The following is a 21,863-nucleotide window of genomic DNA, read 5'->3' on the forward strand; positions in this document are numbered from 1 at the left end:
GGAATCCATTATGTCGAGAGGGGAAAAGGGTATGATGACAATAGAGCGTATCGATTTTAGTGAGGAGGAACGAATCATGCGAAAAGTTGAAGTGGTCGCATATCATCCGGAATGGAAGCACCGATTTGAAGAAGAGGCAGGGAAATTGAGTCGATTGTTTGAAGGAGAGCTCGTCGCGATTCATCATATCGGGAGCACATCGGTCGAAGGACTCGCGGCGAAGCCAATCATCGATATGATGCCTGTCGTACGGGACATCGAACGAGTTGATGCGTATACGGAACGGATGGAAGCGCTCGGATATCGAGGACTCGGTGAATACGGTATTCCAAAGCGTCGCTATTTCCGAAAGGGCGAAGAGGAGCGGACAGTTCACGTACATGTGTTTGAAGAAGGGAATCCAGATGTCTTGAGACACCTCGCCTTCCGGGATTACTTGCGTACATTCCCTGACGTGCGCGATGCGTATGGAGAGTTGAAGTTGCAACTCGCAGCGCAACATCCGGAAGATATGGAAGGCTACATCCAAGGAAAACATGAGTGGATCATCGAAACGGAACGACTGGCAACGAAGTGGTATAAAGAAAATCATGGCGTGTGAAACCTCTTTGTGGGAATCGTCGTATAATACATCAAACCTTGAAGGGGGAGATCTCATATGAAATGGTTTCTTGGAAAATGCGTGGAATACTCTTTGGCTGCACTCGTATTCGTCGGGTTGTTCTTCGTCCTCCGAATGATCGCCGGAGATACAGATAAAGGGTATATGTTGACGTTACTCGGTTCATTTTTTCTTGTGTTGCCGATTTCGCTTCTTATGGGTTACTTCTTGGCCCGTCCGCTTCAACGTCGCCTAGAAGGGAAAGGGACTTCGACTTCGAAAGAGCATACGTTGCATGGGACTGAAAAACCACATGGTGTAGTAGAAGATCGGAATCACACAGGATTCAGCGGTTGATGGACAGCGTGTTCGTCTCGACAACAGATGCCCGACTCATCGCACGATTGAATCGTTCCATTCATGAGCATCACGTCCGCATGAATTCAGATTACTTTGCAGAGTATGAGGAAGAGAAGATGTATGAAGCCTTTTTGACGCTGATGGGGAGACCGAATCATCATTTCATGGTGATGGAAGTAGAAGCAACCCCTGTCGGCTACATATGGTTCGAGGAGAAAGTGAGTGAGGCGACCGCGTTCCGTCAAGCCGTCCGAACGGTGTATGTGCATCACATCAGCATCGATACGATGTATCAACGCAAAGGATACGGACGACGCATGATGGAGTGGATCGAGCAATGGGCACGTGATCACCAATTCAAGTCGATTGAGTTGGACTATTGGATGATCAACAGCGAAGCGGCCTCTTTTTACGACGAGCTCGGATTCGTTCCGAAGCGTCAGATTGTCATGAAAACATTGGGGGAATGAGCAAATGGAATGGATCACAATTGGATTAGGAATTCTCGGGGTACTTTCATTGGGTTGGTTCTTTTATAGTTACTGGCTCGGATATAAAGGGGGAAACATCGTCATGACCCTCGATGAGCATTACACGAAGTTAGAAGAATACGTGCCTGCCATTTTGGCGAAGCTATATGAAGACGGCAAGGCTGCCCATTACCTTGGGGACCGCAAGTTCGAAGTCGAAGGTAAACGTTACGTCCTCGTGGAGCGTACTGTACCAATCGGTCACGTTCCGACACAACAAACCGTACTACAACCGGAAAAATGAACGAAAGGGAGCTCTCGCAAATTGAGATGCTCCCTTTGTTTATTTGACGGCTGGAGGGCCGAAGTCGCCGCTATGATAGTCGCGGAAGGCTTGGCGAATCTCTTCTTCCGTATTCATCACGAAAGGACCGTGCGCGATATACTCTTCCCGAATCGGTTTTCCCGAATAGATGAGGACGCGTGTGCGGCTTGTCGCTTGGAGGTGAAGGGTACTCATCGCATCGGATGTTTCATCAAACGTCAGTGTCGCCACATCCGTCTTATCGAGCGGGGTACTGGATGTCCCGACTTCAACAGATCCTGCTAGAACATACAGGAAGCTGTTATGGTTCGCGGGAAGGACATGTTCGTACGCACTCTCTTCTTTCAGCAAGACCTCGGTCATCGTGATTGGAACGAGACTCTCCATCGGTCCTTTTACACCAGCGATTTCGCCAGAGTAGACACGAAGCTGCCCACCGTCAATCAGAACAACCGGCGCGTCTTCGACATACACATTTTGATAAGAGGTCGTCGTCGTTTTTAGAGACTTCGGCAAATTCAACCACAATTGAAGGGTATGGATGAGGTCATCATCGACGGCTTCCTCAGCATGGCGAGCCGCCCATCCGGCATTCATATATTGGACATCACCAGCATCTAAAATCGAATGTCCTCCATGATTGTCAATGTGTTCGAGACGCCCGTCGATGACGTATGTGATCGTCTGGAACCCACGATGTGGATGATCGGAAAACGTTCCTCGTTTGAACCAGTCTTCGGCCATCAAAATGAAGGGGTCAAACGTCTCTTTTTGTTCAGGTGGTAATACCCAACCTTGTTGAACGTGCGGATATCCGTTTTGGCGATAACTGACGCGCCAATGCTTGTCGACATCTCTAACAAATGAATTGGTCACAACACTTCACTCCTTTCTCTTTTTATCTTCCCAAAAAACGTTTTCGTTAGGGTCTAATTTGCCTCATGGATATGCAAAAAAGGCAGATGCACTTGGCATCTGCCGAATCAACTATTGTCTTTAAATAGGTTATGCCACTTGATGGCGTCCTCACGTAACAGTTTAAAGTGGGCCCCCGTCTCCGCATTCGTTACGTAGACATCGTTCCCGTCATAACTCACGTCAAACGTTTGGGCACATACACCTTGAAACAGTGTTAAGTAAGGAACAGGTGCAGGTGTTCCTGCGTGAGATGTCGCATTCGCCTGTTCAATCGCACGGAAGAGAAAGTCTACTTCTTCTGTTCCGACATGCTGTAAAAACGAGGCGTCTTTTGACTCTGTACCAAGAAGCGCTAACTCATGAAACAGGGCATGTCGCTCACTGCTTAACGTTTCGTGAATTTGTTCGTTCAATTTCTCTCCATACATTAATTCTGGTTGATGATACGTGATGGAGACGAGCTGACGGTGCGCCGTTCCGTCTTTCATGTACGTAAAACTATACAGTGGATAGCTGTGTCCGGGTATAAGAACAGATGGCAATTGAGATGCTGCCTTCGCACCGAATACCTGTGACATATGACCATCTTTCGGTCGTAAGACCGTTTGATAATCGTTTTGATCTGAACTGGTGTAAATCGCATATTGTAACGTATCATCCGATTGCTCTGCCCCGAGACCTACTGACAGATAAGGTTGACGTGATGCATCAATCGGAATCATCAGACGCTCTTCTCCTTCTGACGATGTCAATGTCAGTTCAAATTCTCCGTTAAACGGCATCGTGATATGGAAGAGGGTATGTTCGATTCCGGTTCGTTCTGGATAGGGCTCATTACCTATCGGCTTTTTCATCTCTTCAGCAAAATGGTCATATTCATGTGGTTCGGCAGAGCGAATCTTCGCGATATCTGGATAAGAGTCTGCTGTATATTGGACATCATGTAAGCTTTCAGGAAGATTGTTTGTTTTGGTGACATACGTAATCGAGTCTAGCTGACATTGTACGTACGATTCATTATTGACTGTAAACAATGTGGCCGTCGGGAACGCGGATGACGTGGCGACATCTGTTAAGGGCTGTGTCAGCGTGACCGTTCCAAGCCAATGTCTCTCGCCGCTCGGAATTGTCGAAACTGCATTGTCTGGTTGACACAATTTGATGATCAATGCGCGATCGGATTCTGGCATTTCGATTTGTTGTCCATTCGGTAACAAGGCACGTCCTTGATAATATTCTGGGGCAGGTTGGAGTCGGAGTGCGCGTTCTTCCTCGCACCCGAATAAGAAAAATAGGATGACGAGGGTACTGAAAATCAGGTACTTTTTCACATCGGTACTCTCCTTCGATGAATCACTTTCACCATTCTAGCACCATTTTTTTGTGACTTTAGTCTTAGGAAAATTAATGTGTTATTTTAAAAAAAAATGAAAAAACCCGTCCAACTTGAACTGAACGGGGGATGAAACCATTTATGTTTTATTTTTACTTTTAGCTTTTTTTGTCGTGTCGATTTTTGACGAAAAAACGTTGATTTAAAGCAGATTCGAAAAATAACAATTTTTCGTCTAAATGATCAGATTAGAATCCGGTGGAATTTATTTGATGAAGTTCCCTTCAATCAACATCTCGACCGCGTGCTGCCTTCAAAATTTCGAACCATTCTTCACGCGTGAGATCGATTTGAAGTGCGTCGACACCTGTTTGAACGCGCTCGATTTTTCCTGATCCGATAATTGGCATGATGTTCGCAGGGTGTTTGATGAGCCATGCATACACAATCGAATCGATTCCGCTCGCATTGTGACGCGCGCGAATCTCCTCGAGTTTTTCACGAAGAGGTGCGTACTGTTCGTCTTTGAAAAGCTGCCCTCCTGCGAGTGGGCTCCAAGCCATGAGTGGCATCCGTTTTTCGTGACAAAGGTCAACCGACCCATCTTCGAAATGTTTCAATTGCATTGGAGAGAGTTCAAGTTGGTTCGTCACGAGTTGGAACGGGAGACGTGATTGAAGCAAGTGTTGTGTGGCCGGCACGTGGTTGGATACACCGAATTCACGTACTTTGCCACTATCACGTAACGTAATGAAGGCCTCGGCGACTTCATCCGGGTTCATGAGTGGGTCTGGGCGGTGAATCAATAATGTATCAATGTGATCGATGGCAAGTTCTTTTAACGAACGCTCCGCTTGCGCGATGATATGTTCTTTTGTCGTGTCATAATAGTTGAGCGTTTGACCCGGATTGAATGATCCTGTCAATTTGATGCCCGTTTTTGTGACGATCTCCATTTGGTCACGGAGTTCAGGCTTTAGTTTTAACGCTTCCCCAAATAATCCTTCACATGTATAACCACCATAAATATCCGCATGGTCAAACGTCGTGATGCCGAGTTCGAGACATTGTTCGATGAACGTGAGACGTTCCTGTGGGGTCATGTCCCAATCAGCGAGTCGCCACATTCCATGGATGACGCGTGAGAATGATAGTTCTTCTGTTAAAGCGATGCGTTGCATAATAGCTCCTCCTTGGTTGTCAGTCGCTTTTCATTATACGTCTTCAAAGAAAGCGCGTCACTTGTCACCCCCTCGAGCAGTTTTAGCGTCAAATGAGCTTGTATGCGCTATGATGATAAAGAAGAGAAACAGGAAAGAGGCGTGACAGATGAGTGACTATAAACCATATGCGGACGTCACCTTCGAACGGGTGGGCGACTCGTTTCAGGTAATGGAGATGCACCCCGAGCTTCAGTTACACGGGATTGGACGCAGTGCGGCCGTGTTTCGTTTAAAAGAAAGGGACCGCGTCATTAAAGTGTTCTTTCCGGGATACGAACAAATCGCAATCGAAGAGGCAGCCATCTATGAAAAGCTAAAAGGGCTTCCTTATTTTCCGACTTGTTATGAAGCGGGTGACTCTTATTTAGTCATGGATTACATCGAAGGGAAGACGCTGTTTGAGTGTCTGACAGAGGGCATCTGGATTGACCCGTCTTATATCGAAATCGTGGACGAAGCACTTCGTCAAGCACGGTTGTTAGGATTGACCCCATCGGACGTCCATTTGCGAAACATTATTTTGACCCCGAACGGACAGATTTTCTTGATTGATTTGGCACGCTTTAGACAAGGACAACAAATCGACCATCAGTGGGAAGACTTGAAACGAATGTATCGTCTCTATCGCTATCGTTTCATGCCGAAACGGTATAATGAGGCCTTACTTAATCGAATCGCTTATTTGTACCGTAAATTCGTGAACGATCCGGATGTTTGATCTGGGTCGTTTTTCTTTTGTCGATTAGGGAACAAGGGTAACGTGTCCAAATCCAAAGGAGAAGTGAAAGGGGAATGACGAATGGCTCATCGAATCTATGCGAATGAACTCGAAACACTCCACGAATGCGTGGAAACATGTAATGATTGCTTGGAATCCTGTCTAGAGGAAAAAGACGTACAGATGATGGTCGATTGTATCCGGCTCGACCGTGAATGTGCCGCGGCCTGTGCGTTTCTCGCCGAGGCAATGACGCGTGACTCGGCATTTGTCCCAGAACTTGCTCGAGCGTGTGCGGTCATCTGTAAAGCCTGTGCACAAGAGTGTGAGAAACATAAACACGCGCATTGTCAGGAATGTGCACGCGTCTGTGCAGAATGCGCCTCGATGTGTGACCGCTTAGCAGCATAATCTGAGTGATCGGTCGATGGGACCGGTCACTTTTTTCGTGTCTTTTGAAGAAGGGATTCGTATAATGAAAAAAACGAGAAGTAGGTGTTGGTATGATTCGCAACTGTCGGCGAGACGATCTTCAAATGATTTTACATATTTATAATGACGCAATCGTGAACAGCACGGCCGTCTATCATTATGAACCGGTAACGCTCGAGAATAGGGTCGCCTGGTATGAAGAGAAGAAAGAACAAGACTGTCCGATCATCGTGTGGGTCGAGGATGATATCGTCATGGGATTTGCAACGTTTGGGCCATTCCGCCCGTGGCCGGCATACCACTACACGGTCGAGCATTCCGTGTACGTACACCCTGGCTATCGCGGGAAAGGAATTGGGAACAAATTATTAAAGGAAATCATCCGTATCGCAGAAGCGAGAGGGATGAAGACTGTGATTGGTGGAATTGATGCGTCGAACGTGACGAGCATCCGTGCCCACGAAAAAGTTGGATTCGTACATTCAGGAACGATTCGAAATGCCGGATATAAATTCGGAAAATGGCTCGATTTATCGTTTTATCAACTTGATTTAGAAGGTCCTGCGTCACCTACGGAAGGATGAACCGTCTAGAAAGGGTGCCACTCCATACGATATACTGAAACGAGTGAATCGAATGGAGGAAAATGTATGAACGAGTACCCGAATTGCCCAAAATGCCAATCGTCTTATGTATATGAGGACGGTCCACTTCTCATCTGCCCGGAGTGCGCCTATGAGTGGTCACCGAGCGAGGCAGCCGAAGCGGAAGCCGCGTCTCAAATCAAAGACGTGAACGGAAATCCGCTTCAAGATGGAGATACTGTCACTGTCATCAAGGATTTGAAAGTGAAAGGGACATCGCTTGTCGTCAAACAAGGGACGAAAGTAAAAGGGATTCGACTTGTGGACGGTGACCATGACATCGATTGCAAAATCGAAGGTCTCGGCGCGATGAAACTGAAGTCAGAGTTTGTGAAGAAAATCTAACATAACGTCAGACTGTCGACGAATTGGGGTGTGAAATGCGCCTTGGTTCGTCTTTTTTTGTAAATTATGGCTTATGATGATATGTAAGAGTATTCAAAATGTAAAGGAGGGAGAACATGTTATTGAAGAAAATGATTACCTTCCTCAGTGTGATTTCGTTATCTATATTAATAGGATGTGGTCAACAAGAACGAGAGCTCGTTGTTGGCAATTATACTGATGAACAAACAATTGTGTACTCTGAAAATACGGTGACAGATAAAGAAAAGATTGATGACTTCAAAACGATGATTGAAGCAAGTTCAATCACGAACGAACGTCCAAAAGGGCTTCCTCAATATGTAGTGACCATCAATAACCCAGCTGAATCTACGATGGAATTGATGGTGAACTTTTGGATAAGTGATAACAACGAGTTCATTTTTTCAAAAGGAATAGAAAGTCGCGAATATTTTAAAGTTGATGAAGAACACATCAAGGATGTAAATGAACTCTTAGAATGATTGAAATGGTAAAAAATAGTATGTGCCTTATGTAGATATGAGATGATGATGAAGGCATTCTAAATCAAAAAAGAGGAGGAAGACATTTCGTGGGACAACGATTTGTATTGAAGTCAAAACAGCATATGAGTGGTGGAATCATTAAAATTGTCGTGGATAGCTATACAGGCGTTCACTACTTGATGACTAGCGGCTTAGGATTGAGTGGAATGACGCCTCTTCTAGATGAACATGGAAAAGTCGTCATTGAGAAGCCAAAATCGACTTCGTGAAATCGTGGAATATAGAATTCATACAAAAAACCAGGCTGATCAGCCTGGTTTTTTGTATGGACCGTCTTATGAGAAGAATGGTTTATACTCGCGACGTTCATGCATGACGGATACCCATTGAAGCGTCGTGAACTCCTCGAGTACCCATTCGCCATTGAATCGTCCGAGACCAGAGTTTTTCTCGCCTCCGAACGGCATATGCGGTTCATCGTTGACCGACTGGTCGTTGACGTGAATCATGCCGGTTTCGACTTTTCGTGCGAAATTGGTCGCACGGTAAACCGAACCGTGGACGGCACCGCTCAATCCATACGGCAATTCATTCGAGAGACGGAGTGCCTCTTCGTCATCTTTAAACGATAGGATGACCGCAACCGGTCCAAAGATTTCATTTTTCGCGAGTGGCATGTCATTCGTGACACCACTGAGGACGGTCGGTTCGAGAACGTTGCCGTCGGCTGTTCCGCCAGTATGAACGGTCGCACCTGCATCGACGGTTTTCTCGATTTGCTCTAAGATACGATCGATTTGATCGTGGTCGATGAGCGGACCGACTTGCGTGTCTTTTTCGTTCGGGTCACCCGCTTTCAATTGTTTAACGCGCTCGACGTAACGTTCCACGAATTCATCATGAATCGATTCGGCGACGAGGATTCGGTTCGTCGACATACAAATTTGCCCTTGATGGTAGAATTTACTGTATACCGCTGATTCGACGGCGCGGTCGAGATCGGCATCGTCGAGTACGACAAACACGTTATTCCCACCGAGTTCAAGAGCGGTTTTCTTCAAGAGGCGTCCCGCCTTCTCTGCGATTCCTTGACCAACCTCGGTTGAACCTGTGAACGAGATGAGACGCGGAATCGGATGTTCGACAATCGCATCGCCGATTTCAGACCCTCGTCCGACGACGACATTGAGTACGCCTTTTGGAAGTCCTGCTTCTTCAAAGAGCGATGCGAACAGAAGGCCACCTGTGACCGGTGTCGCGGTAGCCGGTTTGACGACGACCGCATTCCCGGTCGCGAGAGCCGTCACGATTGAACGAACAGCCAAATGGAACGGGAAATTCCAAGGACTAATGATTCCGATGACCCCGAGTGGTTTACGGTAAACCCGGTTTTCTTTGTTCGGCACGACCGAAGGTTTGATGAGTCCGTCCATACGGAATGGGAATGTCGCGGCTTCTTTGATGATAGCCATTGATGCGGCAAATTCGCCTTCTGCCTTGATCCGTGTACTGCCAGACTCTTTCACGAGCCAATCGACGATGTAGTCCTTGTTGTCCATCGTCACCTGAGCAAACTTCTCGATTAATTCCCGTCGTGCTTGCGGAAGCATGTCAGCCCAGTCCGTCTGAGACGCTTTGGCTGCTTCATAAGCGCGATTCAAATCATCTTCGTCTGCCGATTGAATCGAGAAAAGTGTCTCGTTTGAGAACGGATTGACGTTGTCGATCGACTTCTCGCTCGACCCGTTCACCCATTCACCATTGATGTACATTTTCGTAAAATCTGTATGCATGTAGAACACTCCTTTGTTTTTCTTCACCATAAGAAGTATTCACTTATTTTATAAAAATAAACATCTTAATCGGTCGAGTGATTAGGTTTGAAGCATGACGTTTGAGACGGATATGGGAAGTGGGGAGGTCTGTTAGCAAGAGTAGAAACATACCATTACTAGAACTCAAGTGTAGATTCATCCGTCGCCACTCTTTTGAAGTTCCTGAATACTTCCTGTACAGTTAGACGAAGAGAGGGGTTAGAAAGAAATATGAAACGTTATGAAGCAATTTTATTTGATATTGATGACACGTTGCTAGACTTTAAACAAAGTGAGCACGTTGCGTTAGAACAATTACTCGCATCCTACAATGTCCAGATGACGGATGAAGTGAAGGCTCGGTATGTCGACATTAACAGTGGCCTATGGCGCGCATTTGAGCGCGGCGAAGTAGACCGTGAAGAAGTACTCGTTGGTCGTCACACGAAACTGTTCGATTCGCTCGGACTCACGGTCGACGGTCCGCAAGTCGAACAGCAGTATCGGGACTACTTACATGCAGGCGTACACATGGTCGACGGCGCGTTAGAGATTGTCCAAACGCTGAGCGCGGACTATCCGCTCTATATCGTCACAAACGGTGTGACGGAGACGCAATTCAAACGGTTAGAGTCATCGGGACTATTGCCGTACTTCCAAGACGTCTTCGTATCGGATGCGACCGGCTCGCAAAAACCGATGAAGCCGTTCTTTGACTACGTCTTTGATCGAATCCCGAACGTAAAGCCAGAGAAGGGCTTAATCATTGGCGACTCAGTCACGGCAGACATCGCCGGTGGGCGGATGTACGGCCTAGATACATGTTGGTTCAATCCGAATGAAGTGGCCGCGACGATGGAGTCGACGTACGAGATTCGACATTTAAACGAGTTGAAATCGCTTCTCTAAGTTCAAGCCGGATTTAGTGAATGAGACGGCAAACGATTCGGTAGTTGTGCGAGTACTTCTGGATAGAGCGTGACCTCTCGAAGACGGTCGAGTTTTTGCCAACGATAGATGAGGTGGTCTCCTTCAGGTCCATAAAAGTCTCCTTCTTGGAGCGGGAGATCACCGTCTACATAAAAGTACAGTCCAATCTCATGAAACGGCTGTTCGTTGTAGGTAAATAAATTCTCGTGGACGAAGGCGAACGTGGTATCGGTCACGCACATATCCAATTCTTCATGTAGCTCGCGCGCGAGGGCGGTTGCGGCTTCTTCACCGAGCGTCACGCGACCGCCAGGCAGTGCCCAAAAGTCATCCCGGATATTTCGGTGAATCAATACGTGTCCGTCTTTCACGAAAATACCGGCGACGCGGTAATTGAAGACGCCTTGTTCGGTCGGGAATACGAGGTCCATCTATATCACTTCCAATCTTTGTAATCTGTTCTAGTATACCTGAAGGAGGGATATTATGTTTCAACCACATACGCAATACCGAGATGAAGATTTCCGCGACGTGACACTCCGTGACGAAGAGCTGTCACACATCACGTTCGAGAACTGTCGCTTCACATACGTCGATGCGACGGAACTACAAACGGAGCGCTGTCAGTTCATCAACTGTGATTTTACCGATTCGAAATGGAATGCGTCCCGTCATGTCGGCAGCTCATTTTTGAACTGTCAGTTCCATGGTGCCAATTTGTTCACGAGTGAGTTTGAGCAATGTAAAATGACGGGGTCTTCCTTTGAGGAGAGTCAGTTTGAGGGCGTCCATGTCACAGAAGGGGACTGGTCATTCGTCAACCTTCGTCACGTGTCACTCAAGAAAATGGATTGGACCCACGTTCGTATGGTTGAGGCGGACCTATACGGTGCCGATTTGACCGAGACGGTTTGGCATCAGGCGGACTTGTCACGAGCGACACTTCAACATGCGGTGTGCCGTGGTGCTGACTTCAGAGGAGCACTTGTCGATGGGGTTGATTTTTCAAACGTGACGTTACAACAAACAAAATTAGACGCGATGCAGGCAATCCAAGTCGCGCGCTCATTGGGGGCGATTATAGAATGAAACCGGAACAAATGATTGAACAGTTGATTGCGTTCGCAAAAGAACGTGAATACATCCGAACGGTCGTCTTGAACGGCTCGCTCGTCAATCCGAATGTACAAGCGGACGCGTATCAGGATGTCGACCTCACTTTTTACGTAGAAGATGTAAAAGCGGTTGCGACCGATCGCTCATGGATCGATATGTTTGGAGAAGTCTTGATCATGCAGATACCTGAAACGTCTGATCCTGAACGACATGTGGCATTTTTGGTGCAGTATGTAGACGGACATCGTATTGATTTGACGATTCGAAGCATCGAGCAACTTGATGAGATGCTCGAAGCCGATTCGCTCAGTCAAATCGTGTTCGACCGAGACCATCATCCGAGTGTGACACCGTCAGACGACACATACCGTGTGACACGCCCGTCTGCTGATGAGTATGCGTCTTGTTGGAATGAATTTTGGTGGGTGTCACTCTATGTTGTCAAAGGAATCAAACGACACCAGGTGTTATACGCGCTCGATCATCTCGACATCATGCGAAATATGCTCCGTCAGATGATGCAATGGAATATCGGCTATGCGACGAACTTTTCTGTGAATCTCGGGAAATCGGGCGACGGGATGCGAGAGCATTTACCGGAAGAATTGTGGGAGATGCTCACGGCGACGTATGCCTCGGCTGAGCTGAGCGCAATTGAAGACACGCATGATCGCCTGCAATCACTCTTCTTCTTTTGCGCGCAGCGTGTCGCGGAACAAGGTGATTTCGTCTTCCGGGAAGAAGAAGCCAGACGCGTCCGTGCCGCATGTGCAACACTTCGACATTCGAACGATTAATGAGGCCGTGAGCCGGGAAACGCTCCTTATAGAGAAAGGAGCGTTTTTTCATGAACCCATATACGACATTTATTGCTCTTCTAGTCGGAAGTCTTGTCCTCTTTGTCGGCATTCGCTTAAAAAAATGGCCAATCATTTTGGTTGCGATGCTCCCCCTTGGTGTCGTCGCATTTAATATGTTCTTACTCATCACGGGGCGCTAGGATATGTTCACTTGTCTTTTTGATACATCGATTTGATGAAGAAGGCACTCGGTAACAAAATGCCGATGGCGCCTTCGATGATGGCGAATAATCGGGTCAAACCAATCGGCAACAAATCACCAAATCCGATTGATAATAAAGTGACCCCGCTGAAATACAGGAGGTTTTCCCAAGTCGGTTCAACGGCATTCATGGATTCGAGTGAAGTCACAAGAATGACTGAATCACGAGACAAAGCATAATAAATCAATGTGAATCCTAACATGACACCAAGTAGGCTAACGAACAACTGAGCGAACAATCTCCCGTCAAATCCTGTTTGCTTGTACGTTTGACGTTTGAAAAACCAAAACACGTTCAAACTGATGAAGAGTAATGCAATGGTTAATAAAATCGTATTCAATCCGGACACATCCTTTTCATGTAAATGAGTTCATTTACCCATTCCCGAAGCGAAGAATGAAAAACAGAATCGGAAAAGGTTTGCAATTGATGAAAAGATTGATAGAATGTGGTCGAAGACGACTGAATTTCATAATGTTTGCCACTAGGGGAGTCGCGTCACGCGGCTGAGATGGACATGGTCCAGACCCTTCGAACCTGATCTAGTTCAAACTAGCGTAGGGAAGTGGGCGAAACGACTCATATGGCTTCACCTAGATATGACTGTCCGAGACGCCGCTTCCGTTATGGGAGGCGGCGTCTTTTTATCTGTGATAAGGGGGAGTTACTATGAAATTTACAGATCACTTACGTCAGGAAGCAGATGGATTGTTTGAAGCAAGCTTTCATCATCCGTTCGTTCGTTCACTCGGAGAAGGAACACTCGATGAGAAAAAGTTTAGACATTACGTCATGCAAGATTCGTATTACTTGAATCAATTCTCAAAAGTGCAGGCCAAAGGGGCGACGCTCGCACCGACAATGGAACTATCGAGTCGCTTTTTAACACATGCCTTACACACGATCGAGGCGGAACTCGCACTTCATCGTGAGTTCTTTACGATGCTCAATGTGACGGATGTTGAACTGGCGACATTCGAGCCGGCACCGACCGCGTATGCGTATGCGCTCCACATGCAACAGGCAGGACCGACACTCGGTGACGTATTGGCGTCAATCCTTCCGTGTTACTGGGTGTATTACGAGATTGGTGAACGCTTAAAGGATAAGCGCCCAGACCATCCGATTTATTCGGCTTGGATTGCGACGTACGGTTCGGAGTGGTTCCGTGAGCTAGTGGAAGAACAGATTGACCGATTGGACGAATTGGCTGGGCAAGCGACAGAAGAAGAGCGGCTTCGTTACACGAAACTCTTCTTGAAGAGTTGCTACTACGAAGTTGCCTTCTGGGAAATGGCGTGGACACTAGAGTCATGGACATTGTCACAGGAGGTCAACCAATGAGACATGAGATTTGGAGTGAGGTTCGAAAAGCGGCACCGTTGATCCACAACATCACAAATACGGTCGTTGCTAACTTTTCGGCGAATGGACTGCTCGCCATTGGTGCTTCTCCCGTCATGGCCGATGCGATTGAAGAAGTGGCGGAGATGACGTTTGTGAGCGATGCGCTCGTGTTAAACATCGGGACACTCGGCACGATGACTGAGGCGACGATGATTCGTGCGGGACAGGCGGCGAATGAAGCGGGATGTCCGATTGTACTCGATCCGGTCGGTGTCGGGGCGACGTCGTTCCGTCGAGATGTCGTCGAGCGGATCCTTCGCCACGTCCGTGTATCGGTCATTCGTGGGAATGCAGGAGAAATCGCGACATTGATTGGCGTTGATTGGACAGCACGAGGTGTGGATGCGGGTGACGGGGCGTATGAACCAAGTCAATTGGCACTCGAAGCGGCGAAACGATATGGATGTGTCGTGGCCGTGACCGGAAAAGAGGATATGGTCAGCGATGGAAGTGTCGTCATAGAAGTTCATGGGGGGACAAAACGGATGACCGATACGACCGGTACGGGATGCTTACTCAGTGCGGTCGTCGGAGCATGTCTAGCGGTCGAAAAGAATGCCCTCAAGGCGACGGTGACAGCCGTATCAGGATATGCCTATTGCGGGGAGTTGGCGAGTGAACGGGCAGAAGGACCAGGAGATTTTCCGATTCACTTTTTAAATGCCCTCCATCAATTGACGCAATATACAATCCCGACGAATCGAATCGAGGTGTCGACCTCATGAGACCACAAGTCTTGACGATTGCAGGATCTGATTCAGGGGGCGGCGCTGGTATTCAGGCCGATTTAAAAACATTTCAAGAGCTCGGTGCGTTCGGGACGAGTGTGTTGACCGCGGTTACGGCTCAAAACACACTAGGTGTGCATGGGATTGAAGCGATTTCCCCGGAAATGATCACTCGGCAAATCGATGCAGTGGCCAATGACTTTCAGATTACAGCATGCAAGACTGGCATGTTGGTAGATGTGGAGCGAATTGAAGCGGTAGCCGCAGCACTTGAACGTCATCGTTTCCAACACGTCGTCGTCGATCCTGTCATGGTGGCGAAAGGGGGCGCTTCTTTGTTGCAAGATAGCGCGGTCGAGGCACTTCGGACGAAGCTGTTGCCATATGCGACGGTCGTGACGCCAAATATCCCTGAGGCAGAGGTATTGGCCGGAATCGAGATTCGAACGGAGGCAGATCAGATGAAGGCCGCTCAATTGATTCGGGCACTCGGTGTCGATGTCGTCATCATCAAAGGTGGACATATGGAAGGTGTGAAGGCCGTCGATTTGATTGTGTCCGAATCTGAAGCGTTTCAAGTGAGCGCACCCCGCGTTCGGACGAAAGACACACATGGAACGGGATGTACGTTCTCTGCAGCTTTTACGGCTGAGCTGGCATACGGAAAGACACTTCGTCAAGCTGTCGCGGACGCGAAGCAATTTATCCATCAGGCGATCACGCATGGATTATCGATTGGACAGGGACATGGACCGACAAATCATTGGGGACATCGTTTAGCGAAAGAAGAGGTAGTTACCGTTGACGTCATGTACGAAACAAGCGCTCGCTAAGCAACTTCGTCTTTATTTTGTGTGTGGGACGACGGATACATCTGATTTGGTGGGGACACTCGAAACGGCACTTCGATGTGGTGTGACATGTTTTCAATTTCGCGAAAAAGGTAAAGATGCATTGTATGGAGATGAAAAAGAAGCAATGGCAAGGACGCTCCAACAGGTATGTCGACAAGCGAATGTTCCATTCATCATCAATGACGATGTGAACTTGGCAATCTCGATTGGTGCAGACGGTGTGCATGTCGGACAAGACGACTTGCCTGCCGAATGGGTCCGTGCAAAGTTAGGCCCTGACAAATGGTTAGGGGTGTCGGTCCATACGATGGAGGAAGTAAGTGCGGCTCTTCCGTTTGCAGATTATGTCGGGATTGGCCCGATTCACGCGACGAAAAGCAAATTGGATGCGGGGCATGTGCGCGGCACTGAACTGATTCAACAAGTCCGTGAACAATACCCACAGCTTCCGATTGTGGGGATCGGAGGCATCCTTCCAGAGCATGTTCCTTCCATCATTCATGACGGGGCAGACGGCGTTGCCGTCATCTCTGCCATTGCTTCTGCACCGGATGTAGCAACGGCTACCCGGCGTTTCGCTTGTCTCTGAATTTAATTTCTTGAGGAGGAAGACAGATGAACGTATTTGTAATCGGTGCAAACGGCCAGATTGGCCATCAATTGGTGGAAAAGTTACACAATGAAGGGAAGCATCACGTCACAGCGATGGTGCGTAAAGAAGAGCAACTCAATGACTTCAAGTCAAAAGGATACAACGCCGTACTCGGTGACCTTGAAGGTTCAGTGGCAGACTTGGAAAAGGCAATCGACGGAATGGATGTCATCGTGTTCGCAGCCGGTTCTGGTGGAAGCACTGGAGCAGACAAGACACTCTTAATTGACCTAGATGGTGCAGCGAAGAGTATCGAAGCAGCACAAGCGAACGGAAACATCAAACACTTCGTCATGGTCAGCGCCTTGAAAGCAGAGGATCGCTCAGCTTGGCCAGATTCGATGAAGCCTTACTATGTAGCGAAGCATCATGCCGATCGCTTACTCGAACAGAGTGGACTCACATACACGATTGTACGTCCGGGCGCATTGACAGATGATGCGGGAACGGGCAAAGTGAACACGCAATTCGAGGGAAGTGGAGAGATTCCACGCGAAGACGTGGCATCATTCTTGGTGCACGTCCTTCATAACCATTCAAACGCGCAGAACAAAGCAATCGATTTGATCAAAGGGGATACCCCGATCGAAGAAACGTTATAAGTGTGTGACACGAAGAACGGGATGTGAACCATCCCGTTTTTTGTCGCGTTAAAGAGGGAAAAGAACGCAGAATAACGAAATAGAAGAATACGAACAGATGAGGAGGTCCCGCATGACCGAGATGTTTATTTATCTGGCGGTCTATTTGTTACCGTCATTTTTGCTCGGATTTTTAGCACTCGATGTCTTTCAACGCAATCCGAATAAAGTAGAGCATCGTTTGCTGAGCCTGTTTGTGTTCGGTTATTCGATGCTCTTCTTGGCTGAATTTGTCCGCCATCTTTCTCCGATTGAATACAGTCCGGCACTCATTGCGTATTGGTTTGGGAATGCCGGCATCTTCATCTTTATCTTTTCTGTTCATTTCATATTAAGTATCACAGGCGTCGGAGCAAAGGCACCGAAGTGGCTGTATCCTTGGGTCGTCTATTTGCCGCTGATTCCCGTCATATTGACGTATATCCGGCGAGAGAACATCATCAACAGTCAACAGTTTGAGCAAGTGGGGATCTGGATTTATCCCGAGTTCAACGCTTCTTATTTGATTACGCTGACCGTCGGGAACATCTTTCACATATTGATCATCGGTCTCATTTTTTATGCTCTCAAACGTGCGGAACGAAGAGAACACCAACGCGTGTTGCGCATGCTTTTTTGGACGGCAAATGTCGTATTGTTATGGGATGTTGTCTTCGGTTATTTTCAATTCCGTGGGTTCATTCCGCCGTACTCTTATATGTATGGAGGGCTCGTATGGGCAGTGGCGCTCGTCATCGCAATGAATCGTTTGGATTTCTTGACCTCTTACGTGAAACGATACGGGACACTGTATAACTTGAATCCATCTGCCATCTTGTTGATTGATCCCGATGGAAAAGTGGAAAGTGCGAATCCAGCAGCGCGCACACTCTTTCATACGGTCCGTGTCGTAAATGAACGCTTTGTCGATTTATTACCGGAAAAGAAAAAGGCGGAGTGGATGGAGCATTATCATCAACATTTCCAGACTCGCAAAAAGTTTTTAGAGTTCGAGACGAAGATTATGACGAAATCCGGGCAAGAGCGGTATGTCGTCATTGATGGGGACTTTGTTGATATCGATCGAACAATCCATGGGATGATCATCATTCGAGACGTTCATTCGTTCAAAGAAGCAGAGCAAACAATCCGTTTCTTTGCCTATCATGACCCACTGACGAAGTTGGCCAATCGACGTGCGTTTTATGAACAGGCAGACCATGCGTTACTAAGTTCCTCAAGATTATCTTTATTGATTATTGATTTGGACGGTTTCAAAGCGGTCAATGATACGTATGGTCACCAAGAGGGCGATCATTTCTTAACGCATTTAGGTGGATTGTTAGAAGTATCAACGCGAGATGTCGGCTTGGCTTCCCGTGTTGGAGGTGATGAGTTTTATATCTACTTAGTCGATCTGACGGAATCTGAAGTACTCGCATTTATTCATGAACTTCAGATGACGTTGAATCGGAATCCATACAGAACGCCGGATGTGACGATTCCAATCCGGGCAAGTATTGGGGTCAGTCATGCGCCGGATCAAGGGACGGACTTGGATACGCTGATTCATAAAGCGGACCAGGCGATGTATCAAATCAAGCAGGACGGAAAAAACGATTATGCGATTTATGACGAGGCGTTACATGGTCCGAAATAAAGGGAACATAGAAGTGTTTGATGATGAAGAGGAGGATGGAACATGTCAGAAAGACCGTTAGTCACGATGCGCGCCGAGGGAGAAGCGGGAGGCGTCAAGACGAATGTACGTGTAGGTGAGCACACCCCATTTATCGTAGATGAGCCGGAACGACTCGGTGGAACGAATATGGGGCCGAATCCGCTTGAGTACCTTCTCGGTGCGTTGTCGTCTTGCACGACCATCATGATTGCCTATGTCGCACAGGACTTGAACTTTGATTACGAGGGTGTCCATTTCGTGACGGAAGGGACACTCGATCCGAGAGGGTTCCAAGGGATGGAAGGTGTCCGAACGTATTTTGAGTCAGTTCAGATGAAGATCGTACTCGATACGACTGAATCGGATGAGCGAATTGCCGAATTACAAAAAGGTGTCGAGGCACGATGCCCGATTCATAATTTGATGCATGAAGCGGACGTGGAGATGACGGCAGAATGGACTCGGAAATAAGGATGAGGGCGACCTCATCTTTTTTACATAGACATTGGGAAAAGCGTACGGAGGGAAGACGAATGCATCACCGACCGATGACGCGTGAATGGGCAAGTCAAATTCAAGAATGGACGTACGGAGCTCCTTATGATTTCTATAATCAGTCGCCTTCTGAAGAGGGGATTGACGAATTGATGACGTATCAGGTGATGTTAGAGGATCATGAGCTGATTGGATTTTATTGTATCGGAGCTGCTGCACAAGTGCCAAATTCGACATATCCGTATTCGTCAGACTTCATGGACATTGGGTTTGGGATGAGACCTGACTTGACGGGTAAAGGACGCGGACAATCGTTTGTGGAATACGTCATGGAGAGAGCGGCGGAACAGGGGAAACCGCTCCGTCTAACTGTCGCCTCCTTTAACGAGCGTGCGATTCATCTATATGAAACGCTTGGATTTTGTACAATCACATCGTTTGAGCGAAATGAGGTTCCGTTCCAAGTGATGGTGCGCGATTAACCGTACTGTTTCTGATGTGCCTTTTTACGTCGTAAATAATCCTCGTCGGCACGGAGTTGATCCCAATACGTTTTAAAGATACGGGCAGACTCTGCTTTCTCTTCGTCGATTTCGCGCTCGTGGATGTCACCGTCTTCTTTATATTTACGTCCTCCTTTATAATTGGCGTAGCGTCGGGCCCGCGTGTAGCCCATTTGGATGAACTTTCGGGCCATGTCCATCCCGACGAAATCGTCGTTCGCGCGATACGCTTCAAACAATTCCATGATTTCTTCAGCGGATTGCTTGGCGATCTCTGGCGTCTTGAATCGCCAATGGGGCAAAATCTCACTTTTATACGGCTCAACGAGTAGTACCCCTTGTTCACCACGGCCGACTCGGTACAGTTCGGGTTGTTTTCGGAAGTCGATTTCATCAAAATTTAAATCATAGTCAAATGGCATGTTTATTCCTCCTCGCCTAACGTTTTCCCATTAGGTCGGGGAAAGAAACAACTTGAAGGAAAAGGATGGGTTTGTATGATCAAGATGGAGACAGAACGATTGATCTTAAGAGCATTTACGCTAGAGGACGCAGAAGATATGTATCGTTACGCCAAAGACGAACGTGTCGGACCGATGGCGGGTTGGGCGCCACATGAATCCGTTGAAGAGACGAAAGATGTCATTCGACTGTTTATTGAGGAAAAAGACGTGTGGGCGATCGTGTTGAAAGAAACCGGGCAAGTGATTGGCAGCATCGGATTACATGACCGAAGACCGGACCCTACGATTCAACATGAGGCTCAACGTGAAATCGGTTATGTGCTCAGCCCCGATTACTGGGGGAACGGCTATGTGCCGGAAGCCGTTCAGGCGATGATTCGATTTGGATTCGAAGCATTAGGGCTGGAGCGGATTTGGTGCGGCTATTTCAGCTTCAATGACCAATCCCGACGTGTCGTTGAGAAATGTGGGTTCACCTATGCGTTCACGAAAACGCAAGAATTGACTCGACTCGATGGACGAACGGTAGAATGCCTCGTCTATGTCCAACTCAATCCGACGTTCTCTACACATTGAAGCGCTGTTTCGATGTGTTTTTTCATGAAATCATAAAAACCCCTTGATATGTAACCGGTTACACATTAAGATGGTTTTGTAAGCGTTTCCAGAATGGAGGATGTCAAATGGCGACCATCAAACAAGTAGCAAAACATGCGAACGTCTCAGTGGCGACCGTATCACGCGTCATGAATAAAAGCGGATATGTGAGCGAAGAGGCGAAAGAAGCGGTCGAAAAGGCGATTGCGGAACTGAATTACGCACCGAACCGAGTCGCTCGTTCGCTCTATAAAAAATCGTCGAATTTGATTGGACTCATCATGCCGGACATCACAAACCCGTTCTTTCCACAGCTGGCTCGGGCGATTGAGGATGTCGCCAATCAGCATGGGTATCAAGTCGTCTTATGCAACACAGACGAACAACTCGAAAAAGAGCAGACGTATTTGGTCGCCTTGCAGACGATGCATGTCGACGGGCTGATTATCACCACGAACCATTCGCACAACCCGAATTACGAGACGTTGGATTTACCGATGGTCGCGCTCGACCGAATCGTGAAGGCTGGAATCGACGCCGTTGTATCGGATGGTTACGAGGGCGGAAAGTTGGCAGCCGACACGTTGTTACAACGCGGTGCGACACGACTGGCTCACATTGCCGGACCTGATCATCTCAAGACGGTCAAGCGTCGGACCGAAGGATTTGTCGAAGTGGCAGGGGACAAACTCGTCGGGATGACCGAGTCCACGTTCACGTTCAAAGACGCCTTGAAAGCGTCCCAAGAGCTGTTTGATCATGCGTGGCCGTTCGATGGCATCTTCGCAGCAAACGATGTGATTGCAGCCGCCGTATTGCAGGAAGCAGTTCGTCGGAACATTCGTGTCCCGGAAGAACTACAGGTCATCGGATATGACGGAATCGAGCTTGGCGAGATGACGTCCCCGCCACTGACGACCATCGTCCAGCCCATCTATGAGATGGGTCGAGTCGCGACCGAGCGATTGCTCGATTTGATTGAGAAAAAAGATACACGACCGAGAGAGATGTTGTTACCGGTCACGTTGCTTGAAAGACAAACGACAAAGCGGAAGGAGAAATAA

At 47.7% G+C, this 21,863-nt stretch carries 31 protein-coding genes and 1 riboswitch; of the genes, 24 read left to right on the forward strand and 7 right to left on the reverse strand.

The genetic code is table 11. From position 1 onward, the window contains the following. The first annotated feature begins 31 nt into the window (after positions 1-31). The 4 genes from AC5LIL_RS01115 to AC5LIL_RS01130 are packed head-to-tail and all read left to right on the forward strand — an operon-like array spanning position 32 to position 1,735. Positions 32-601, forward strand: coding sequence for a GrpB family protein (locus AC5LIL_RS01115; RefSeq protein ID WP_499824584.1), 570 nt, complete (start codon positions 32-34; stop codon positions 599-601). 57 nt (positions 602-658) lie between these two features. Beyond that, a complete protein-coding gene (locus tag AC5LIL_RS01120) occupies positions 659-958 on the forward strand; it encodes a hypothetical protein (RefSeq protein WP_499824585.1) in 300 nt (99 codons plus the stop codon). Then, positions 958-1,431, forward strand: coding sequence for a GNAT family N-acetyltransferase (locus AC5LIL_RS01125; RefSeq protein WP_499824586.1), 474 nt, complete (start codon positions 958-960; stop codon positions 1,429-1,431). The genes AC5LIL_RS01120 and AC5LIL_RS01125 overlap by 1 nt, the downstream gene beginning before the upstream one ends. Before the next feature lie 4 nt (positions 1,432-1,435). Beyond that, positions 1,436-1,735, forward strand: coding sequence for a hypothetical protein (locus AC5LIL_RS01130; RefSeq protein WP_214759938.1), 300 nt, complete (start codon positions 1,436-1,438; stop codon positions 1,733-1,735). A gap of 39 nt (positions 1,736-1,774) precedes the next feature. Here AC5LIL_RS01130 and AC5LIL_RS01135 read toward each other — a convergent pair whose 3' ends face one another. The 3 genes from AC5LIL_RS01135 to AC5LIL_RS01145 all read right to left on the reverse strand — a co-directional run bounded on the left by AC5LIL_RS01135 (position 1,775) and on the right by AC5LIL_RS01145 (position 5,188). Then, positions 1,775-2,632, reverse strand: a complete 858-nt coding sequence (locus AC5LIL_RS01135) for a pirin family protein (RefSeq protein ID WP_214785116.1) — start codon at positions 2,630-2,632, stop codon at positions 1,775-1,777. A 107-nt stretch (positions 2,633-2,739) separates the two neighbouring features. Further along, a complete protein-coding gene (locus AC5LIL_RS01140) occupies positions 2,740-4,005 on the reverse strand; it encodes a hypothetical protein (protein ID WP_339963736.1) in 1,266 nt (421 codons plus the stop codon). 286 nt (positions 4,006-4,291) lie between these two features. Next, complete coding sequence (locus AC5LIL_RS01145; protein ID WP_339963737.1) at positions 4,292-5,188, reverse strand: aldo/keto reductase; 897 nt, start codon at positions 5,186-5,188, stop codon at positions 4,292-4,294. Between the two features lie 148 nt (positions 5,189-5,336). Between AC5LIL_RS01145 and AC5LIL_RS01150 the strand changes: the two genes are divergently transcribed. From AC5LIL_RS01150 to AC5LIL_RS01175, 6 genes are all read left to right on the forward strand, one after another. Continuing rightward, a complete protein-coding gene (locus AC5LIL_RS01150; protein ID WP_499824587.1) occupies positions 5,337-5,948 on the forward strand; it encodes a protein kinase family protein in 612 nt (203 codons plus the stop codon). Between the two features lie 81 nt (positions 5,949-6,029). Next, positions 6,030-6,359: a four-helix bundle copper-binding protein gene (locus AC5LIL_RS01155; protein WP_499824588.1), complete on the forward strand. Its 330-nt coding sequence runs from the start codon at positions 6,030-6,032 to the stop codon at positions 6,357-6,359. 92 nt (positions 6,360-6,451) lie between these two features. Next, positions 6,452-6,964: a GNAT family N-acetyltransferase gene (locus tag AC5LIL_RS01160; RefSeq protein ID WP_499824589.1), complete on the forward strand. Its 513-nt coding sequence runs from the start codon at positions 6,452-6,454 to the stop codon at positions 6,962-6,964. 66 nt (positions 6,965-7,030) lie between these two features. Beyond that, the gene (locus AC5LIL_RS01165) at positions 7,031-7,369 is read left to right on the forward strand and encodes a zinc ribbon domain-containing protein YjdM (protein WP_337874493.1); all 339 of its coding nucleotides are present in this window, start codon (positions 7,031-7,033) and stop codon (positions 7,367-7,369) included. A gap of 116 nt (positions 7,370-7,485) precedes the next feature. Beyond that, positions 7,486-7,872: a hypothetical protein gene (locus AC5LIL_RS01170; RefSeq protein WP_499824590.1), complete on the forward strand. Its 387-nt coding sequence runs from the start codon at positions 7,486-7,488 to the stop codon at positions 7,870-7,872. Positions 7,873-7,961: 89 nt separating this feature from the next. Beyond that, positions 7,962-8,144 carry a DUF6440 family protein gene (locus tag AC5LIL_RS01175; RefSeq protein ID WP_074035494.1) on the forward strand — a complete coding sequence of 61 codons (183 nt, stop codon included), beginning with the start codon at positions 7,962-7,964 and terminating at the stop codon, positions 8,142-8,144. Positions 8,145-8,210: 66 nt separating this feature from the next. Here AC5LIL_RS01175 and AC5LIL_RS01180 read toward each other — a convergent pair whose 3' ends face one another. Further along, the gene (locus AC5LIL_RS01180) at positions 8,211-9,668 is read right to left on the reverse strand and encodes an aldehyde dehydrogenase family protein (RefSeq protein ID WP_499824591.1); all 1,458 of its coding nucleotides are present in this window, start codon (positions 9,666-9,668) and stop codon (positions 8,211-8,213) included. A 252-nt stretch (positions 9,669-9,920) separates the two neighbouring features. Between AC5LIL_RS01180 and AC5LIL_RS01185 the strand changes: the two genes are divergently transcribed. After that, on the forward strand, positions 9,921-10,598 hold the full coding sequence (locus AC5LIL_RS01185) for a YjjG family noncanonical pyrimidine nucleotidase (RefSeq protein ID WP_214785100.1): 678 nt from the start codon (positions 9,921-9,923) through the stop codon (positions 10,596-10,598). 2 nt (positions 10,599-10,600) lie between these two features. On the opposite strand, the gene AC5LIL_RS01190 is transcribed toward AC5LIL_RS01185, so the two are convergent. Next, entirely contained in the window at positions 10,601-11,050 is a 450-nt protein-coding gene (locus tag AC5LIL_RS01190; protein ID WP_499824592.1) for an NUDIX hydrolase, read from the reverse strand. A gap of 55 nt (positions 11,051-11,105) precedes the next feature. On the opposite strand from AC5LIL_RS01190, the gene AC5LIL_RS01195 reads away from it, so the two are divergent. The 3 genes from AC5LIL_RS01195 to AC5LIL_RS01205 are packed head-to-tail and all read left to right on the forward strand — an operon-like array spanning position 11,106 to position 12,735. Further along, a complete protein-coding gene (locus AC5LIL_RS01195) occupies positions 11,106-11,708 on the forward strand; it encodes a pentapeptide repeat-containing protein (RefSeq protein WP_499824593.1) in 603 nt (200 codons plus the stop codon). Continuing rightward, entirely contained in the window at positions 11,705-12,532 is an 828-nt protein-coding gene (locus AC5LIL_RS01200; RefSeq protein WP_499824594.1) for an aminoglycoside 6-adenylyltransferase, read from the forward strand. Before AC5LIL_RS01195 ends, AC5LIL_RS01200 begins: the two co-directional genes overlap by 4 nt. A gap of 50 nt (positions 12,533-12,582) precedes the next feature. Further along, entirely contained in the window at positions 12,583-12,735 is a 153-nt protein-coding gene (locus tag AC5LIL_RS01205) for a hypothetical protein (RefSeq protein ID WP_499824595.1), read from the forward strand. 7 nt (positions 12,736-12,742) lie between these two features. Here AC5LIL_RS01205 and AC5LIL_RS01210 read toward each other — a convergent pair whose 3' ends face one another. Beyond that, the gene (locus AC5LIL_RS01210) at positions 12,743-13,147 is read right to left on the reverse strand and encodes an ion channel (protein ID WP_274664709.1); all 405 of its coding nucleotides are present in this window, start codon (positions 13,145-13,147) and stop codon (positions 12,743-12,745) included. A gap of 127 nt (positions 13,148-13,274) precedes the next feature. Continuing rightward, a riboswitch (TPP riboswitch) is annotated at positions 13,275-13,379 on the forward strand. Between the two features lie 88 nt (positions 13,380-13,467). Between AC5LIL_RS01210 and tenA the strand changes: the two genes are divergently transcribed. The 8 genes from tenA to AC5LIL_RS01250 all read left to right on the forward strand — a co-directional run bounded on the left by tenA (position 13,468) and on the right by AC5LIL_RS01250 (position 19,717). Then, a complete protein-coding gene (gene tenA / locus AC5LIL_RS01215) occupies positions 13,468-14,142 on the forward strand; it encodes a thiaminase II (RefSeq protein WP_499824596.1) in 675 nt (224 codons plus the stop codon). Beyond that, a complete protein-coding gene (gene thiM, locus AC5LIL_RS01220) occupies positions 14,139-14,930 on the forward strand; it encodes a hydroxyethylthiazole kinase (RefSeq protein ID WP_499824597.1) in 792 nt (263 codons plus the stop codon). Before tenA ends, thiM begins: the two co-directional genes overlap by 4 nt. Further along, entirely contained in the window at positions 14,927-15,766 is an 840-nt protein-coding gene (gene thiD, locus AC5LIL_RS01225) for a bifunctional hydroxymethylpyrimidine kinase/phosphomethylpyrimidine kinase (protein ID WP_499824598.1), read from the forward strand. The genes thiM and thiD overlap by 4 nt, the downstream gene beginning before the upstream one ends. Further along, on the forward strand, positions 15,735-16,376 hold the full coding sequence (gene thiE / locus AC5LIL_RS01230; protein WP_214785088.1) for a thiamine phosphate synthase: 642 nt from the start codon (positions 15,735-15,737) through the stop codon (positions 16,374-16,376). Before thiD ends, thiE begins: the two co-directional genes overlap by 32 nt. A 26-nt stretch (positions 16,377-16,402) precedes the next feature. Continuing rightward, complete coding sequence (locus AC5LIL_RS01235; protein WP_214694957.1) at positions 16,403-17,041, forward strand: SDR family oxidoreductase; 639 nt, start codon at positions 16,403-16,405, stop codon at positions 17,039-17,041. Between the two features lie 112 nt (positions 17,042-17,153). Next, on the forward strand, positions 17,154-18,719 hold the full coding sequence (locus AC5LIL_RS01240; RefSeq protein WP_499824599.1) for a GGDEF domain-containing protein: 1,566 nt from the start codon (positions 17,154-17,156) through the stop codon (positions 18,717-18,719). A gap of 42 nt (positions 18,720-18,761) precedes the next feature. Beyond that, positions 18,762-19,211 (forward strand): OsmC family protein, encoded by a 450-nt coding sequence (locus tag AC5LIL_RS01245; RefSeq protein WP_339963750.1) that lies wholly within the window; start codon positions 18,762-18,764, stop codon positions 19,209-19,211. A gap of 62 nt (positions 19,212-19,273) precedes the next feature. Continuing rightward, complete coding sequence (locus tag AC5LIL_RS01250; RefSeq protein WP_499824600.1) at positions 19,274-19,717, forward strand: GNAT family N-acetyltransferase; 444 nt, start codon at positions 19,274-19,276, stop codon at positions 19,715-19,717. Here AC5LIL_RS01250 and AC5LIL_RS01255 read toward each other — a convergent pair. Continuing rightward, entirely contained in the window at positions 19,714-20,160 is a 447-nt protein-coding gene (locus AC5LIL_RS01255; RefSeq protein ID WP_012727567.1) for a DUF4385 domain-containing protein, read from the reverse strand. The two genes, AC5LIL_RS01250 and AC5LIL_RS01255, sit on opposite strands and share 4 nt — an antisense overlap. Positions 20,161-20,235: 75 nt before the next feature. On the opposite strand from AC5LIL_RS01255, the gene AC5LIL_RS01260 reads away from it, so the two are divergent. Both AC5LIL_RS01260 and AC5LIL_RS01265 read left to right on the forward strand, forming a co-directional pair. After that, a complete protein-coding gene (locus tag AC5LIL_RS01260; protein ID WP_499824601.1) occupies positions 20,236-20,778 on the forward strand; it encodes a GNAT family N-acetyltransferase in 543 nt (180 codons plus the stop codon). A 107-nt stretch (positions 20,779-20,885) separates the two neighbouring features. Next, entirely contained in the window at positions 20,886-21,863 is a 978-nt protein-coding gene (locus AC5LIL_RS01265; RefSeq protein WP_214875080.1) for a LacI family DNA-binding transcriptional regulator, read from the forward strand.

Source organism: Exiguobacterium sp. RM11, assembly GCF_059821525.1.